Here is a 16,802-nt window from a genome sequence, read left to right as displayed (position 1 = left end):
AATGGTGATGCCTAGATTTAGGCTAAAGCAAGATACGCCCGTGCGAGTCTAAAGCCCGTATTGCTGCTTAAGTGACTCCGCTCTTTGCTTGGCTGCCTCTGACTTAAACTCTCGGCTTGCCAGCTTGCGCGAGGCGAGCGCCTTTTTATCGAGTTCAAGTAATACACTCACATAATTTAAATATACGTCGTCGTTCGCAATAGGACGTGCAGCGACTTCCTCGTACAGTTTAAGCGCTGCGGCTTTGTCGCCTTTAGCAATGTATATTTGCGCTAGCGTGTCCGCGGCGTCTGCGTTCTCACGCTGCAGTGATACGGCCTTTTTAGCGAGCTCTTCTGCTCGGGTAAGTTTTTTATCTTCCAGCGCCAAAAACGCCAGGTTATTTAATACGACAAAATTATCTGGCGTTTTAGCTAGCACCTGTTCATAAGTTTTAATGGCTGCTGCTCGGTCTTTGCCAATTTGACGCTCGGCTAACAGCATTGCACTTGGGATGTCGTTGCTGTGCATCTGAACGTGTTTTTCAAGGAACGTATGGGCCTGAGCTTTTTTATCCGACATCTCCAACGCTGCCGTTAATAACAAAGCATTGTCAGAGTTTGGCGTGGCGTCATAAGCAGCTTTTGCATGCTCTACCGCTTGCTCAGGCGCTTTATCAATAAGATGTAAGCGCGCTATTACGCCTCTAACGAAAGGCAGAGCCTTAACATCATCGGCCGTGCTATTAATGATTTCCCATGCAGGTTTTGCCTGCCCAAGTCGGCTGTGAAAGTAAGCTTTCAATAAGGTTAACTGTGCATCTGGGCGTTTAGCCAACACCTTATTGGTTAACGTCAGCCCCTGATCAAATTGCTTTTGAGAGTCGACAATCAACAACTTACCCAATACCGCATTTTTATCTTGCGGGTAAAACGATAGCCAACGATCAAAAAACACTGTCGCGTCTTCTACGTTGTTGGTGGCGATAAGCGCTTGACCCTTTAAGTTCCAAAACGCTTGTGGCGACGCTTCATTCCCTTCTACATCTGACAAAAGCGAAACCGTTTTATCAAGCTGACTGTTTAACGAGTACATTCTTGCAAGAAGAAGTCTTAAGTTCAGATTTGTTTTATTGGTGTTGAACTGTGTTTGAGTATGCTTGATAACGTCCTGTGCGTTCCCCTTTTCCGTTGCGAGGGCAAACCATAGCGCTAGCGCCTGTACATCGGCGGGGTTCTTATCAATAAAGGCGCGAACAAAGGAAATCGCGTTATCGTTTTTACCTTCGGCTACCAGTAATTTAGCGCGAGAGTAAAACACCTCATTCTTTGCACCTTCTAGCTCACTGGCTTTATCTAGATATTGGGCGGCCTCTTGGTAGGCTCCCTCTGCCGTCGCAATATTCCCTAGGTAAATAAGCGGAGCTGCAGTTTCAGGTGACTTTTCATGCCACTCTTTCGCCGCGCTTTTTGCTTTTTCAAGCTGACTAGTAGCAATGTAGGCGCGAAGTAATGTGGCTTGTGACGTCACAGACTCTGGCGACTGCTCTACGGCTTGTTCAAGATTAACTAAGCCATCAATATCATTTAATGATAACTGCAAAACACCTAAGCGAGATAAATCTTCTGCCGTGGTACTCACCGCTTCAGACTTTGCCACCATTTGCTGTGCACCGACTACGTTACCGTCTTTTAAAAGCTGATAACTTGCCTTAGAGAATAGTGCGGCATCAATACCTTGCTCGCCTTCTACCCTCGCTAATACTTCAAGCGCTTCATCATTTTCACCGAGCTGCAGCATGCTGTCTGCTAGCATACGAAGACCAGGGTGATTATCAGGAAGACTAGAAGCCACCATTGTCAGGTGACGCTGTGCCGCTTCAAAGTCTTGAATTTGATATGCACTGAAGCCCGCAACCAAACGCACGACCTGATCACTTCTTCCATTTTGAACGGCAATTTCCAAGTGTTCGAGGGCCTTAGCATAATTTTCGTTGGCCGACTCAATGATGCCTTTAAAGGTGTTAAGCAGCGGATGATTTTCATTAAGAGCTAACAAGTCATCAACAATAGGCTCTGCTTTATCGAGTTCTCTTATCTCAATCAGTAGTGCTGCATAGGCAAATTTGCTGGTTACGTCGTCTGGATACTGACTCACATACACGCCGTAGACCTCGGCAGCTTTACTCGGCTCACCTTTTTGAAGATAAATTTTTGCTAGCTGTTGTAGCACGTCTTTATTGGTGGGGGCTTGTTCTCGCAGCTTCTCGGTGGCGGCTAGCGCTCCATCCATGTCGTTGTCTAAAACAAAGGCATAACTGTCAATAAGGCCTTTGTAGACTGAGCTCGTATCTAGGGTTGATAAATCAGCCAGTAGCGTTTGCGCTTCTTCGTTTTTACCTAGCTGCATTAAAGCCTGTAGCTTATAAAAACCCACCTCGGCTGATTCAACTGCTGACATCCCTTCTGCGCGATAATCTACTTCGGCCAGCGCATTTTCTGCGCCTGACTGTTGGTAAGCGACCGACAATAGAGGAATGACTTGGCTAACAGGATGCCCAAGTTCCATTGCCTTGTTGAGTTCTTTTTCAGCAGCTGAAAAATTACTTTCCTGCAAGTACAGCTTGCCAAGTTCGAAGCGCGGTGCTGCGGCATCGGGCGCTTTTTGAATGGCATTTTTATATTCAACAATGGCGGCGTCGATTTGTTGAGAAGAGGCGTAGTTCCTTGCATCTGCTAAATGGCTTTCCATTGATTTTTCACTACATCCAGATAAAAGCGCGCTGGTCAGCATCACCGCTAACGTTGTGCTTTTAAGTAATGTATTGGGTTTCATTTTTGTCATTGTAATTCCTTGCCCTACCTCAACTTTTTATTGTCACATCGCTACACATTGAAAATAGCGCATGGTGTACTGTCTATTATTTCATCTAAACTGTGCAATTTCGTGGCAACCTTGCCATTATTCGAATATAATATGTTTTTTTGCAACACTGCTGGCAAGCATATCGCGAAATACGCTACGAATACGCTTCATAAACTCGCCCGAAAGGCCAGTTCATCGCTGTATAGCGTCTTGCGATAATAAACCGAAAAAGTACGGTTTAATCGTATGCCGCACCCTCCTTACTTAATGCACCAGGATCCTTAATGACCACAACTGTCGACATGACATTTAAAGACCTCAATTTACCAGAACCTATCTTACAAGCCCTTGAAAAAGTTGGCTACGAGAAACCGTCCCCTATTCAAGCTGAGAGTATCCCTCTTTTACTTGAAGGGCACGATTTACTCGGTCAGGCACAGACAGGGACAGGAAAAACCGCTGCGTTTGCCCTGCCCATGTTGGCAAATATCGATCCTGAAGAACGTAAGCCGCAATTACTGGTATTGGCCCCAACCCGTGAACTAGCTATTCAGGTTGCAGAGGCGTTTCAGGTTTATGCGAGCTTTAGTCAAAAAATTAAAGTACTTCCAGTATACGGCGGTCAGTCGTACGACAACCAAATTCGCCAGCTTAAGCGCGGCGTTCAGGTTGTTGTAGGTACACCAGGCCGTATCATCGACCACATTAAGCGCAAAACGCTAGACTTAAGCGAACTTAAGTTCTTAGTGCTAGACGAAGCTGACGAAATGCTTCGTATGGGCTTTATCGATGACGTTGAACTTATTCTTAGCCACGCACCAGAAGAGCGCCAAACCGCACTGTTCTCGGCAACTATGCCTGGCCCAATTAAGAAGATTACTCAGCGATACTTGAAAGACCCTAAGCACGTTAAAATTGCGTCTAAGGTAAGTACAGCTAGCACCATTCGCCAGCGTTATTGCCAAATTGCACCACACCACAAGCTTGAAGCTCTAACGCGTATCATGGAAGTGGAAGTGTTTGACGGTATGATCATTTTCGTACGTACGAAAACCGCTACGGTTGAACTAGCAGACAAACTCTCTGCGCGTGGTTACGACGTAGAACCACTAAACGGTGATATTCCTCAGGCAGCTCGTGAGCGCACTGTTGAAAAACTCAAACAGGGTAAAATTGATATCCTTGTCGCTACCGACGTTGTAGCCCGTGGTCTTGACGTTGAGCGTGTAAGCCACGTTATTAACTACGATATCCCGTACGACAGCGAATCTTACGTACACCGAATTGGTCGTACGGGTCGTGCTGGTCGTCAAGGTGATGCAATACTATTTATCTCTCACCGCGAAAAACGCTTGTTGTTCTCTATAGAGAAAACCACTAAGCAGCCTATTGAAGCGATGCCTATTCCTTCAATCAGCGAAATCAATGAGACACGTTTAAGCCGTTTTAAACAATCGGTTGCCGAAGCTACTCAAGACGATAGCATTGAATCATTAATGCCTATTGTTGAGATGATTAAAGAAGAAAACGAAGCATCGCCTGAAACCATCATGGCTGCGCTACTTAAAATTGCGCAAGGCGATGAGCCGTTAATTCTTAAAGAGTCAGATCGACCAGATATCAATAGCAAGCCCCCGCGCGATAACCGTGATAGAAACTCTCGCGATGGTCGTGACGGCCGCGAAAGAAAGCCAAGAGTACCTCGTGGAAACCGCAAGCCTGAAGAAGGCATGCAGCGCTTCCGTATTGAAGTAGGTCACGTACATGGTGCGAAGCCTGGCAACATCGTTGGCGCTATTGCTAATGAAGCAAACATAAACTCGAAGCACATTGGTGCTATCGAAATTTATGACAACTTCAGCACAGTAGATCTTCCTGACGGCATGCCGAAGGAAACGCGCGATACGCTACAGGGTACCCGTGTTGCTGGTCAGCGTTTGAATATTCGCGAATGGTCAGACACGCCGCCGGCTAAACGAGAAGGTCGTGGCGATCGTGGTAATCGTGGCGACAGAGCGCCTCGCGGCAACCGTGAAGACCGAGGCAATCGTGGAGACCGCGAAAACCGTAAGCGTAAGAACTAAATAGCAATACATTCAGCCTTTATATAACTAATAGCAATATAAAGGCTGTTTTCGTTGTTTTCTAATTAAAAAGAATTGGCGCAAAATAGTGTCAGTTCTTTTTTTGTATTTAATGCTAAGAAAACCTTTATGGATTACTTTCCGCTATTCCTAGACGCTAGAAAACTCAATGTCCTTATTGTTGGGGCTGGTGAAGTAGCTGCCCGTAAGCTAGAGCTTATTATGAAGACACCTGCGACCATCACCGTGGTGGCGCCTTGGGTTTGCGATACGGTGAAGCAATTGGCGCAAAATGAGAAAGTGACACTTATTGAACGCGAGTTTGAAAATAGTGATCTCACCCATAAAGATATGGTCTTCATTGCCACAGATAAAGGCGATGTTAATCAACATATTCACGACTTAGCACGCGCTAACAAAGTGTTGGTGAACGTGGTGGACAATACGCCGCTTTGCCAATTCATCACCCCCTCTATTGTTGACCGCTCTCCTATCGTTATTGCTATGAGTAGTGGTGGTGTAGCGCCTGTTTTGCTTCGTTATTTACGTCAAAAGTTAGAGACTGTACTGCCTGCTAACTTAAGTCGACTTGGCGCATTTTCTGAAAAATTCCGCGAAAAAGTAAAACAAACGCTTAATGGCGTTACCGCTCGCCGATACTTTTGGGAAGACGTGCTCGATGGTGACATTGCTGAAATGGTAGAAAAGGGCCAAGACAGCAAAGCCGATGATGCATTCGAATTAGCACTGCAAGCCGCGGCTCAGGACAAAAAAGTAGAAGGGCAAGTGTATTTGGTGGGAGCAGGTCCTGGCGACCCCGATCTTCTTACCTTTCGCGCCTTGCGCTTAATGCAAAAGGCCGACGTGGTAGTCTATGATCGCTTAGTATCGCCGCAAATTCTTGAGCTTGTACGCCGTGACGCTGAGAAAATCTACGTGGGTAAGGCCAAAAGCAATCACACGCTTCCTCAAGACGACATTAACCAACTAATGGTTGATGAGGCCAAAAAAGGCAATCGCGTAGTGCGTCTAAAAGGCGGCGACCCATTCATATTTGGACGCGGTGGAGAAGAAATTCAAACACTTATTCAGCACGGCATCGACTTTCAGGTAGTTCCCGGCATTACCGCCGCAAGCGGGGCGTCTAGCTATGCGGGTATTCCCCTAACTCACCGCGATCACGCACAGTCTGTGGTATTTGCCACCGGTCACCTAAAAAATGGCACTATCGACCTCAACTGGCCTGCCCTTGCACAGAAAAATCAAACCGCTGTGTTTTATATGGGTTTGACAGGCTTGCCGATTATCTGCGAAAAGCTCATTGAACACGGTCTTGATGCCAATACGCCTATCGCTTTAGTTCAATCGGCAACTACCGAAAAGCAGGCGGTACTAACAGGCACGCTGAGTAATATTGTGGCTAAGCAAGAAGAGGCGCAATTACAGCCTCCTACACTTATTATCGTCGGTTCAGTTGTTAGTTTACGTGACGAACTAAACTGGTACCAATAATCCCTTCCTGCCCCTTTGTGTAAATAAAGGGGCTCTGTACCAGCCTTTCCGTTTATGAACGTCGGCTTCTACTTACCTCCTCTTCAACATTGCTCTGCCGCAATTTCCCAACCGACTACCAACATCTGCCCCAATAATTTCCCTGTGTATTACTGGCAGTAAACAATGCTGCTTGTACTCGTAGTTAATTGCGTTATTTCCTGACTACCGACTAATTATGTAAACGTTTCCACTTACATTTAAGCCTCATTTAATATACATTTAAGAAAAACCAAATCGTTAACATTTTGTTTTCATAAAGTAGGCTTTGGGAAAAATATGCATCAAGCGAATAGCCCCCTTCGTCGTATTGTTGTTGTAGGTGGTGGTGCCGTTGGCTGGTTAACCGCTTCAATCATCGCTGTAACGCACAAGCACGATGACAATATTAGTGTCACCTTAGTTGAGTCACCAGATGTCAGTATATTGGGTGTAGGCGAAGGGACGTGGCCTACTATGCGCAGTACGCTTCTTAAAATTGGTATCAGTGAAGAAACCTTTTTAGCCCAGTGCAATGCGTCTTTTAAGCAAGGTACCAGTTTTCACAATTGGCGCTCAGACAACGTTGAACATCAGTACTACCACCCTTTCAGCCTACCATTTAGGTACTTTGAAAGCGACGTTGCGGCATGGTGGCAAAGCTACGCAGCAGAGCAAGATTTTGCACATGCTGTATGTTCCCAGGCCGCGTTATGCGACCACCACCTCGCCCCCAAGCAGCGTCAAACGCCTGCGTATGCTGGCATTGCAAACTATGGTTATCACCTTGACGCAAACAAGTTTGCAGCCTTACTTCAAAAGCACGCGACAACGGTTTTAGGTGTTCAACATATTGTGGATCATGTGGATGATGTGGTTGGCTCATCTTCAGAACCTATTGCTGCAATAGTGGGTCGTGAACACGGTAATATTACTGGTGATCTATTCATAGATTGTACAGGCTTTGCGGCAAGGTTAATTGGTCAGCACTATGGTGTCCCCTTAACATCTTGCTCCAACGTACTGGCCAACGACAGTGCTATCGCAATCCAAGCTCCCTACGTTGACAGCTCAGTTGATATTGCCTCTACCACACACTCAACAGCTCAAGACAGTGGCTGGATTTGGGATATTGGTTTGCCTTCGAGAAAAGGTGTGGGATACGTGTATAGCTCGGCGCATTGCAGTGAAGATGAAGCAAGAGCAACACTGGAGACCTACTTAAAGCCCGACAAGAAAACCGCTGATGTGGATGTTAGCAAAGCGAGAAAGATCACATTCTCACCGGGCTACCGTAAAACGCTTTGGGTAGAGAATTGTGTCGCCATCGGCACATCTGCTGGCTTCCTAGAACCTTTGGAAGCGTCGGCGCTTGTCATGATTGAATTATCTGCCACCCACATAGCAAAACAACTGCCTAGAACATATAAAGAATGCCAAGCGGCTGGTCGACAGTTTAATCAGGCTTTCGAAAAAAAGTGGGAAAGAATAGTCGACTTCCTAAAGCTTCATTATGTGTTGAGTGAACGTGAAGCTTCTGCGTACTGGCGTGATATGCGGAACCAAGAGAGCTGCTCCACCCAGTTACAAGATTGGCTAACCCTGTGGAAAAGCCGCAGCCCTATTTCATCTGATTTTGAACTTCGTGAGGAATTGTTCCCCGCGGCCAGCTATTTGTTTGTTCTATACGGCATGGGATTCAGGTCGCAGTACAATGATGTCTATCAAGCCAATTTGCACACTCCTGAACAGCGGCAGGCCTACGCAAAACATGTACAAAGTATTCAGCAACAACTCAGTGGTTTACCCACTAATCGACAGTTTTTGAATCAAGTAGCACAATCCCAAGGTCTCTCAATGCATTATTAACGCTCACTGCCCTTTGCTAGGGTAATGGGCCGGCACGACCCATTACCCTAGCAAAGGCTTCAAAATAGCCTTTGCCTTGTTTTTTTCATTTTCACGCGCATACTCACAAAATGAGTGATCAATTATTGAGTTAACCCCACGATAACAATGAAGCTTCATACTTCCTCGAAAAAAAAGAACATTTGGCGCTTTATTAGCAAGGTAACGAGATACCTTGGCCTCGCAACGACCCTTGTGGTTTTCCATGTTCAGCATGCGCTCTCTGAACAACTCGAGTTCAAAAGAAAGAAGACTGATACCGGCATGCAGTTCTATTACGAATGGATTGACGGTGCGAAGCAGCGACATAACCTCAAGTTTGAAATTCCCTTTGAGTCAATTGAAGACTTGCCGCTAAGGCAAACTAATTACAAGCCCAAAATAGCACAGCGATACGTGACTGTTGCGTTGACCAAAGCAGCAAAGGCTATCGACCCCAAGGACGCAAAAGTAACAATCAAGCCCTTGAGAGAAGCCATTAATATTAAAGTGTCGGGGACTGACGAAGAGAAAATAGAAGACGTTCAAGCGCATTTACGTGACGTACAGCAAAACGCTTACGATAGCTACTTGCATGAACATTACTTCACGCGCTTTACGACTTTATTTAACCAAAGTGCCATAAAGCCAGATCACCTGCGTTACATCTCTGAGTCAGTAAAACCTTTGGTGTCCGTTTCTCAAGCGTTTTACGAGAAAGTCGCGTCTGAGTCAGATTCTAGAGCCTATTTTTCTTTAATTCTCAGTTGGCTGCAAAGCATCCCTTACGACACGTTAGAAGATAGAGTAGTGAGTAATGGCTCTGGGTATGCGCCGCCCATAAGTGTGCTTATGCAGAACCTAGGGGACTGTGACAGTAAAGCAGTGTTAGCGTCTTCAATGGTAAGAGCTTTTTTACCTACTACAAAGATGATTGTGCTTTACCTGCCCAACCACGCCTTGCTTGGAATTGCATTAACCCCCATGGCAGATGACCGAACCATAGAGTACGATGGCGACGTTTACGTGCTCTATGATCCTACGGGTCCGGCACTCATCCCTTTCGGGCAAGTATCCGAAGATACAGAGCGCAACATTGTGACCGGGCGCTACCAAGTGGAAGTAGTAGAGTAAGTTTCATCTACATTTGCCTGTTATTCCCTGAATAGAACATCACTTCATTGCCAATCACACTGTTGGTAGATTTATCGATAATAACAAAGCTAACAGGTTGCATGGTATTAGCCATTGGCGACAATGCTTCAACTGAAAACGGCACATTTCGCTTTTCGCCTGGTGCTACGTTTATAGTCGGTACGTTAATAAGCTGCATATCTGATGGCGTTTCTATAGCAATTTCATAGGTTTTGGCCACGCGGGATTTATTTAAAACGGTTAACGTATAAGTGTTTTCAATGTGTCCCGCGTTGTTCTCTCTGTAAAGCGCGTTGCGGTCACGGCTAATTGAAGCTTCGAAGTCCTGCCTGTCGATAGCCCACTCGCCCATTGCGAGCAGTATGGCAATGATTGCGGCGCCGTAAAGATAGTTAGTGAATTTACGCCCAGAATTCCTGCCGGCTCGCGAAAAATTGATAAGTTTGAGTGGATAGCCAAATTTGGCCATGACCTTGTCGCATGCGTCAATACACAGGCCACAGTTAATGCACTCGTACTGAATTCCTTCACGAATATCGATGCCTGCTGGGCAGACTTGAACGCATAAATTACAATCCACACAATCGCCCAAGTCTTTGTGCTGTGAAAAACGCTTCCTTGGTCCGCGGCTTTCTCCTCTGGTTTCGTTGTAAGTAACCAATGACGTACTGTTATCAAACATCGCAGCTTGAAAGCGAGAATAGGGGCACATATGCGTGCACATTTTCTCTCGAAGCCAACCGGCATTGGCATAAGTGCAAACGGCAAAGAACATTGTCCAGCCTGAAATTAACGCAGGCGCAGAGAAAGTGAAAAACTCCGTATATAGACGAGATGCCGGATAGAAGTAAGACATAAAAACCAGCGCAGTAATAAGGCTTAATGCCAACCATGCACTGTGTTTTGCCCCCTTTACGACTACTTTTGTTAGTGAGCTAGGCTGCTTATCTAAAGCCTTGCTCTGATTGTGCGTACCTTCAATACGGCGCTCTACCCAATTGAAAGCGAGAGTCCATACGGTTTGAGGGCAAGTAAAGCCACACCATACTCGCCCGTAATGACGGGTTACTAAAAACAAAACAAAAGCCGCAAGAATAAACAGAAAGGCAAAAATCATGAGGTCTTGTGGATACAACACCCATGTAAAAAGCGTGAGGGTTTGACGCCCCACGTCAAACAAAATCGCCTGCTGTCCTTGGTATTGAATAAAGGGGAGCGCAACAAACAGCGTCACTAATACTACATTCAAGTATCGACGTATTTTTTGAAAGTGCCCGGTTTCCTCACGGATATAGATTTTTTTGCTTTCTACGGGTGTACAAGCAATGATGTCTTCTTGCCGAATTTTAACTGCCGTCATTAGCTTTCTCCGAAAATTTTGCGCTAATGGTAGGGATTTAAGGCCGTTAAAATAGAAACAGATTAGGGGTTTCTTTATAGATCAGTTGCTATAGTTTTTAAGGCGTAGATATTTAAGGCGTAGGCTTCGAAGTCGCAGATTTTTAAGGTGTATGTTTTTCTTGTTTCAAACCTGCGCCCTATACAGAATGTGCAAAAACTACGGTTTGCGTTACGCAGAGTGATAAAACGTTATTTATGAGAGACTTTTTATAAATAACGAGAGCTTAAGCAGTTGATTGCGCTTCGCTTCATTCAGAGCAAACGACGCGTTTAAACGAAAACAATGGTTAAACTCATTGGTTAAGCTAAACAGTTTTCCTGGCGCAATGGTGATGTGTAAACGCAACGCTTCTTTATAAATAGCCATTGCATCAACATGCCCCCGGCATTCCACCCACAAAAAATAGCCGCCGCTATGTGTATGAATAGTCGCAACGTCTGATAGAAGGTCGGTAAGCAGCGCCGTTATCGTCTTCTTACGAGCGATGAGTTTTTTTCGCAGCTGCTTTAAATGAGACTCGTAATTTTTTGTGGATAAATAGTCTACAAGCGCAAGCTGTATCGGCGCACTGGTTGCCAATGTACTCATAAGCTGCTGTTTTTGTATTTCAAGGGCACGCTTACCTGCGGCGACCCACCCTATTCTGTACCCTGCCACTAAAGACTTGGAGAACGATGAACACAACATGCTATCTCCCTCTTTCATAAAATGCTTAATTGGCAGAGGTGGACGCTTATCAGCATAAAGCTCGGCATACACATCATCTTCAATAAGGGCAACATTATACTTATCGAGTAACGCGGCCACCTGCTGTTTTTGACCGTCACTCAATGAGTATCCAACTGGATTTTGAAAGTTGCTCATAAGCCAGCAGGCTTTCACATTATGATTTTTAAATGCGCGCTCAAGTGCAGCTACGTCCAGGCCAGTGTTGGGTGATACCGTTACAGTAATCGCTTTTAGACCTAAACGTTGAAGCGCCTGAAGCGTTCCATAGAACACCGGCGACTCAACAACCACCCAGTCTCCTGGTGTGGTGCATGCCTGCAAACTCAAGTTCAGCGCCTCTAGCGCACCAGCGGTAATAATGATTTCATCAGGCGATATATTCACGCCTTTGGCGGCATAGCGCTTAGCGATGATTTTTCTGAGGTCCAGGTTACCTGGAGGCAAATTATCCATGGCGCTGGTCAAGGAAATTTGCTGGGCGGCAGCTGCAATAGACTTATTTAAATGTTGCCTTGGATAAAGGCTTGGGTCGGGGTAAGCAAATCCTAAACTGAACATGTGGGGGTCGCGAGAGGCCTGCAGCACTTCATACACAAAGTCGTTAATGCTGACGGCTTCTGTGGCCTGTACACGTTCTTTTGAGGCATTGCTCGCTTTAGCTGTTACCAGAAAGCCCGAACGTTCTTGGGAGCTTACTATGCCTTGGCTTTCTAACATCTGATAGGCGTGCAGCACTGTCATTAGGCTGAAGCCTGTTTGTGCTGCCTGTTTGCGAAGCGATGGGAGCTTTTCATTTTCTACCCACACGCCGCGCTCAATCTGCTCTTTAAGTTGGTGAGCTAAAACTTCGTATTTAGCCACGTTACACTCCGATAGTTCCCACCAGCGGAGTATAACAGTGAGGACAGTATTCTGTTATAAAAACAATACTACCAATTTACGCATTATCTTAGGTTATAGATTTTCTTCAGCAAAACTCGCAAGACGACTTCTTACCACGCCGTCTAGGTTAATGGTGGCACTGCCCGAAAAGTCTTTAAACTTCTCAACCAAGTAAGTAAGCCCCGAGGTCACTGCGCTCAGATAGTTACTGTCTATCTGCGCCAAGTTACCGCCCACTATCAGCTTCGTTCCTTCACCACAACGTGTGATGATCGTTTTAAGCTGTGACGCGGTTAAGTTCTGCGACTCATCCAAAATCACAATCGCATTTTGAATACTTCGGCCTCGCATAAAGTTTACCGACTTATACTGAATGTTGGCTTTTTCCATGATGTAATTCATAGAACCCTTGGTATTTTCGTCGTGCTTGTGGAGTACTTCCAAAGAATCGGTAATTGCTGCCAACCAAGGCAACATTTTTTCTTCTTCCGTCCCCGGTAAAAAACCAATGGACTCAGCAATTTCCGGCGTGCTTCGCGTGACAATGATTTTGTCATACATGTTACGCTCTACCACCATTTCAAGGGCTGCCGCTAACGCAAGGAGCGTTTTACCACTACCGGCAGGGCCTGTGAGAATAACCATATCAATGTGTGGGTCTAGCAGCGCATGAAGCGCCATGGACTGCCCTATATTTTTGGGTGTGATGCCCCAGGCATGACGACCCATCAAGCGTTCATAGCCTAAATCCAGCACCTCTAAATGATCGTCGGTGATCTCTTCTACTAAACCTGCAAACTGTTTAGTTTCGTCGAGCAAAAACTCGTTTACATACGCTTCTGGCAACATAGACTTGGGAATAGTGTGAATGGTGTCGCGCCCTTCGCTGCGGCTATCCACGCTTTTTACGCTGTCCCAAAAATTACCTTCAAAGGTATGAAACCCGCGAGATAGATATTTGATGTCAGTAATTAGCTGGTCGGTGCGGTAGTCTTCAACATGAGCGAGGCCTGCCCCTTTCGCTTTAAGGCGCATGTTTAAGTCTTTGGTAACCAACACCACTTTTTGCGGCGCGAACGTCTTTTGCAAGTGCAGCGCTACGTTAATAATGCGGTTGTCATTCTCGTTGCTGGTAAACACTTGCTGAGCCTCAACCATGTTGAGGTCGGCGAATATAGATAGACTCCCTGTAGGTGCCGTTTGACCCGCGCCCAACCCTTCCATCGATACACCCGCTAGCATATCTTCTGGCGTTGCGTCGTGGAGCAAATCCTCCATAGCCCGAATGGATACCCGTGCATCACGCGCCACGTCTTTTTTGCTGTCTTTGATGTAGTCGAGCTCTTCCAATACGGTCATTGGAATAACAACGTCATGTTCTTTAAAGGAGAGAAAAGCGTGAGGTTCGTGCAGCAGAATATTGGTATCGAGGACGTAAATCTTAGTATCGGTAGAATTTTTTCTTGGCATCCTTCACTCCGGTAAATAAAGCCAGGTTAGACGTATTGTTCATTTATGAACGCACGCGCTAACAAGCTACAGTTACGGTTGTAGGAGAATGCCGCTCGAAACAGGACTTCTTCCCCTACTCGCGTCGACTGAGAAGCAGTACTACTCTTTCTGCCTCAAAGGTTCGTTTGTTAAATTAGCGAACCCTTAATTCCACCATAATCCAGTTTTTGAGATTTAGCACTGTTTTTTCTTTTTTATTTTTCGTTAGAGCAAGTGATAAGCGAAGAACCGTCCATTCACGTTATATGAGATAGCACAGCGCTCCCATTCTGCATTAACAAGAAACTGGCATACTTGGTTCGTAACAAATGCTCACACTTTAACTACAGTTAGCGCAGCTTTAGTTGCGTTTTTAATACCCAAATAGGCTAAGGTGTATTTGTTGAAGCGGTGAATTAAACACGGGTGCTAACCCATTGCCACAACACCTCAATAAAGTGGATGCGTTTAAATTAATAACACTCAGGGAAAGATCAGCTATGAATTGGCTTAACATCACAAAAATAAAAACGGCCATAAGCATGACGTTAGCGCTACTAGCGTACTTTAACGCCGAAATTGCATGGGCGAATAGCCAAACGCACAATGATTCTTCCCCTGCTAACATTCTAATCAAGGTTGAGAAAAGCACGACTGACACGTCTGAAAAATGGGTAGTCACCTACACATTGACTACGCCAGCCAAAACGCTGGCTTTTGTTAGAAACCCAGATACATCAAGAACAGCACGTTGGTTCGCGCAAGACAACGACATAGAAATCGTCTTTGATAACGTCAAACACCAAGAACTTGTACGTTCGAAGTCAGGCAAGCCCCTCTCTACCGTGTCATTTTTACTGACGCCCACCTATAAACACTTGGGTAAAGATTACGCACCATTTTCTCCTTTTTCTGATGGTGGAAATGCCTTTCACTCTGGGCGACTGTTTGCTTGTGCTAATACCTGTACTGAAGAAGATAATAAATGGCACCTGACACTCAATGTTCCCAGTGATGAACACATAGTGTTGAATGGCAAAGTAATGAAAAGCAGCGTGTCGTGGACAGATAACAATGATGGAAGAGTCGTGTATGTGGGTAAGCAACAGCCAATTATTACCGATGATGTGGTTGCCCTAATTGATCCCGGGCTTCCTGAAAGCATTAAAGCTTCGCTAGAAGAAGATATACCCAACATGATGGCGTTTTTCTCCCATTCTCTTAATCCGCTTAAGGGCGAAAAGTCCATGTTATTTGCCTCTTATGCAAACGTAGATGATCACTCTACACAAGGTGGAACACTACCTAACCAGATATTTATGCATTGGAACAGACAAGACTTAAATGAGCAGGCCAATAACAGCAGCTTTGTTAACCAAACACTTTGGTTCTTTGCTCACGAAGTCGCCCATTTATATCAGCCTGGCAGTACCGAAGGTGTATCAGAGAACGAGGATCAGTCTTGGCTGCACGAGGGCAACGCCGACTACTTTGCGGCAATCGCCATGAACTTCCTCTACGAAGACGCCAATAGCTATGTTGAAAGCCGAATGACCCGCGCTTTCGAGAGCTGTACTGAAGGGCTGGCGCAGACAACGCTGGCTCGTGCTTATAAAAACGGACACTTCAATCTTTATTATTCATGCGGGATGATAATGCACCGCGCCATCGATAGCGTGGTGCAACAAAAAACGTTAGGTGAGGAGTCGCTGTTCACCGTATGGAAGCGACTTCAAAAAGCAGTGAATAGTGGCATGCCACCTGGCACAGCGACGTTCCTAACCTTGTTAGAGCCCTACAATGCACCTGAACTTATCAAAGCCATCAACAATGCAACGAGCGATCATGCTTTCAAAGCCATTCAAGGAATTGAAACTTTGTACCAGTTACCTGAGTAGGCTACTTAATGAAGTAGCCTATTGCTTTATATTCGCCATCAACTTCCACCATAGAAAGGGTCTCTACTTTCATTGTGGTCTGGGAATCAAAGTCAGTGGTGAACGACAAAATTAGGTAGTTTCCTTTAGGCAATCCAGGCAGTGAAGTTGGCGCTTGTGCTAACGCGATTTCCCTCGACTTGGCCGCCCCCAATGGCTCCCTGACTAGCTGCATCGCCTCGGTCCATTTAGCTACTGAAATACCGCTTCTAAAAATAGCCCCACTCTCTTTCCAGCTTTGTTCATATTCACCGCTGTCGATAAGTTCCAGCCAACTTGTTGCATCTTCAAGGACTTCGCTACTGACATTAACTGGCTTGCCAGCTTCAATTACTTGGTTGCTACCATTGTTTGCATTGACCGTTTGCGCATAATAAATAGCAACGAACAAACTGATGGCGAGCGCTAGCGTGATCCAAAGAACATGTTGGGGATTCAACGACGTTGGCCGGTCACCCTGCAGCTTAATTGAATGATGAGCTGCGGCATTCTCGCCCGCAGTAGAAGTTTGCGAGGTTGGCAGCCCTTGAGGATGACTTGTGGTGGCGTGGGTTTCACCCATTAAAAGCGCATCGGGCGTCGTTTCGAAAACTGAAGCAAGTGCGCCTATTGAATCGTGTGAAGCAGATTGTGTTTTTTCAATTCGCTGAATAGTACGCAAACTCAATCCAGACACATCTGCCAGATGCTGCTGACTCCATGCCCTAGCATTGCGAAGTTGTATAAGCTTTTGACTGTCTACTTTCATATCCATCTCGCGCTTCCTCCTGTTAGCTGCGATTCACATACGTTAAAAACGTAACGCGGTTAACAGTAAGAAATATCCATGGTCAGTGATACGACAGTTTTACGCCAACCCTG

At 45.7% G+C, this 16,802-nt stretch carries 10 protein-coding genes; 5 read left to right on the top strand and 5 right to left on the bottom strand.

All coding sequences use genetic code 11. From position 1 onward, the window contains the following. Positions 1-48 precede the first annotated feature (48 nt). The gene (gene prsT / locus ACFI6L_RS00330; RefSeq protein WP_462573200.1) at positions 49-2,823 is read right to left on the bottom strand and encodes an XrtA/PEP-CTERM system TPR-repeat protein PrsT; all 2,775 of its coding nucleotides are present in this window, start codon (positions 2,821-2,823) and stop codon (positions 49-51) included. Positions 2,824-3,128: 305 nt separating this feature from the next. Here prsT and ACFI6L_RS00325 point away from each other — a divergent pair, with 305 nt between their 5' ends. From ACFI6L_RS00325 to ACFI6L_RS00310, 4 genes are all read left to right on the top strand, one after another. Further along, positions 3,129-4,928 carry a DEAD/DEAH box helicase gene (locus ACFI6L_RS00325; RefSeq protein WP_462573199.1) on the top strand — a complete coding sequence of 600 codons (1,800 nt, stop codon included), beginning with the start codon at positions 3,129-3,131 and terminating at the stop codon, positions 4,926-4,928. Between the two features lie 129 nt (positions 4,929-5,057). Then, complete coding sequence (gene cysG / locus ACFI6L_RS00320) at positions 5,058-6,440, top strand: siroheme synthase CysG (RefSeq protein WP_014975628.1); 1,383 nt, start codon at positions 5,058-5,060, stop codon at positions 6,438-6,440. A gap of 318 nt (positions 6,441-6,758) precedes the next feature. Next, entirely contained in the window at positions 6,759-8,327 is a 1,569-nt protein-coding gene (locus tag ACFI6L_RS00315; RefSeq protein WP_462573198.1) for a tryptophan halogenase family protein, read from the top strand. Between the two features lie 147 nt (positions 8,328-8,474). After that, positions 8,475-9,479 (top strand): hypothetical protein, encoded by a 1,005-nt coding sequence (locus ACFI6L_RS00310; RefSeq protein ID WP_462573197.1) that lies wholly within the window; start codon positions 8,475-8,477, stop codon positions 9,477-9,479. 7 nt (positions 9,480-9,486) lie between these two features. On the opposite strand, the gene ccoG is transcribed toward ACFI6L_RS00310, so the two are convergent. The 3 genes from ccoG to ACFI6L_RS00295 form a co-directional block, all read right to left on the bottom strand. Further along, positions 9,487-10,860, bottom strand: a complete 1,374-nt coding sequence (ccoG, locus tag ACFI6L_RS00305) for a cytochrome c oxidase accessory protein CcoG (RefSeq protein WP_462573196.1) — start codon at positions 10,858-10,860, stop codon at positions 9,487-9,489. Between the two features lie 234 nt (positions 10,861-11,094). Further along, the gene (locus tag ACFI6L_RS00300; RefSeq protein WP_014948195.1) at positions 11,095-12,492 is read right to left on the bottom strand and encodes an aminotransferase-like domain-containing protein; all 1,398 of its coding nucleotides are present in this window, start codon (positions 12,490-12,492) and stop codon (positions 11,095-11,097) included. A 93-nt stretch (positions 12,493-12,585) separates the two neighbouring features. Beyond that, positions 12,586-13,983: a PhoH family protein gene (locus ACFI6L_RS00295; RefSeq protein WP_462573195.1), complete on the bottom strand. Its 1,398-nt coding sequence runs from the start codon at positions 13,981-13,983 to the stop codon at positions 12,586-12,588. A 521-nt stretch (positions 13,984-14,504) separates the two neighbouring features. Here ACFI6L_RS00295 and ACFI6L_RS00290 point away from each other — a divergent pair. Next, positions 14,505-15,902 carry a gluzincin family metallopeptidase gene (locus ACFI6L_RS00290; RefSeq protein ID WP_462573194.1) on the top strand — a complete coding sequence of 466 codons (1,398 nt, stop codon included), beginning with the start codon at positions 14,505-14,507 and terminating at the stop codon, positions 15,900-15,902. 1 nt (position 15,903) lies between these two features. Here ACFI6L_RS00290 and ACFI6L_RS00285 read toward each other — a convergent pair whose 3' ends face one another. Continuing rightward, entirely contained in the window at positions 15,904-16,695 is a 792-nt protein-coding gene (locus ACFI6L_RS00285) for a DUF4019 domain-containing protein (RefSeq protein WP_283617422.1), read from the bottom strand. Positions 16,696-16,802 lie beyond the last annotated feature (107 nt).

The sequence above is a fragment of the Alteromonas sp. G4i35 genome (genome assembly GCF_054960375.1).
Note: the sequence above shows the minus strand (reverse complement) of the source record. Positions and strands in the feature narration are given on the sequence as shown.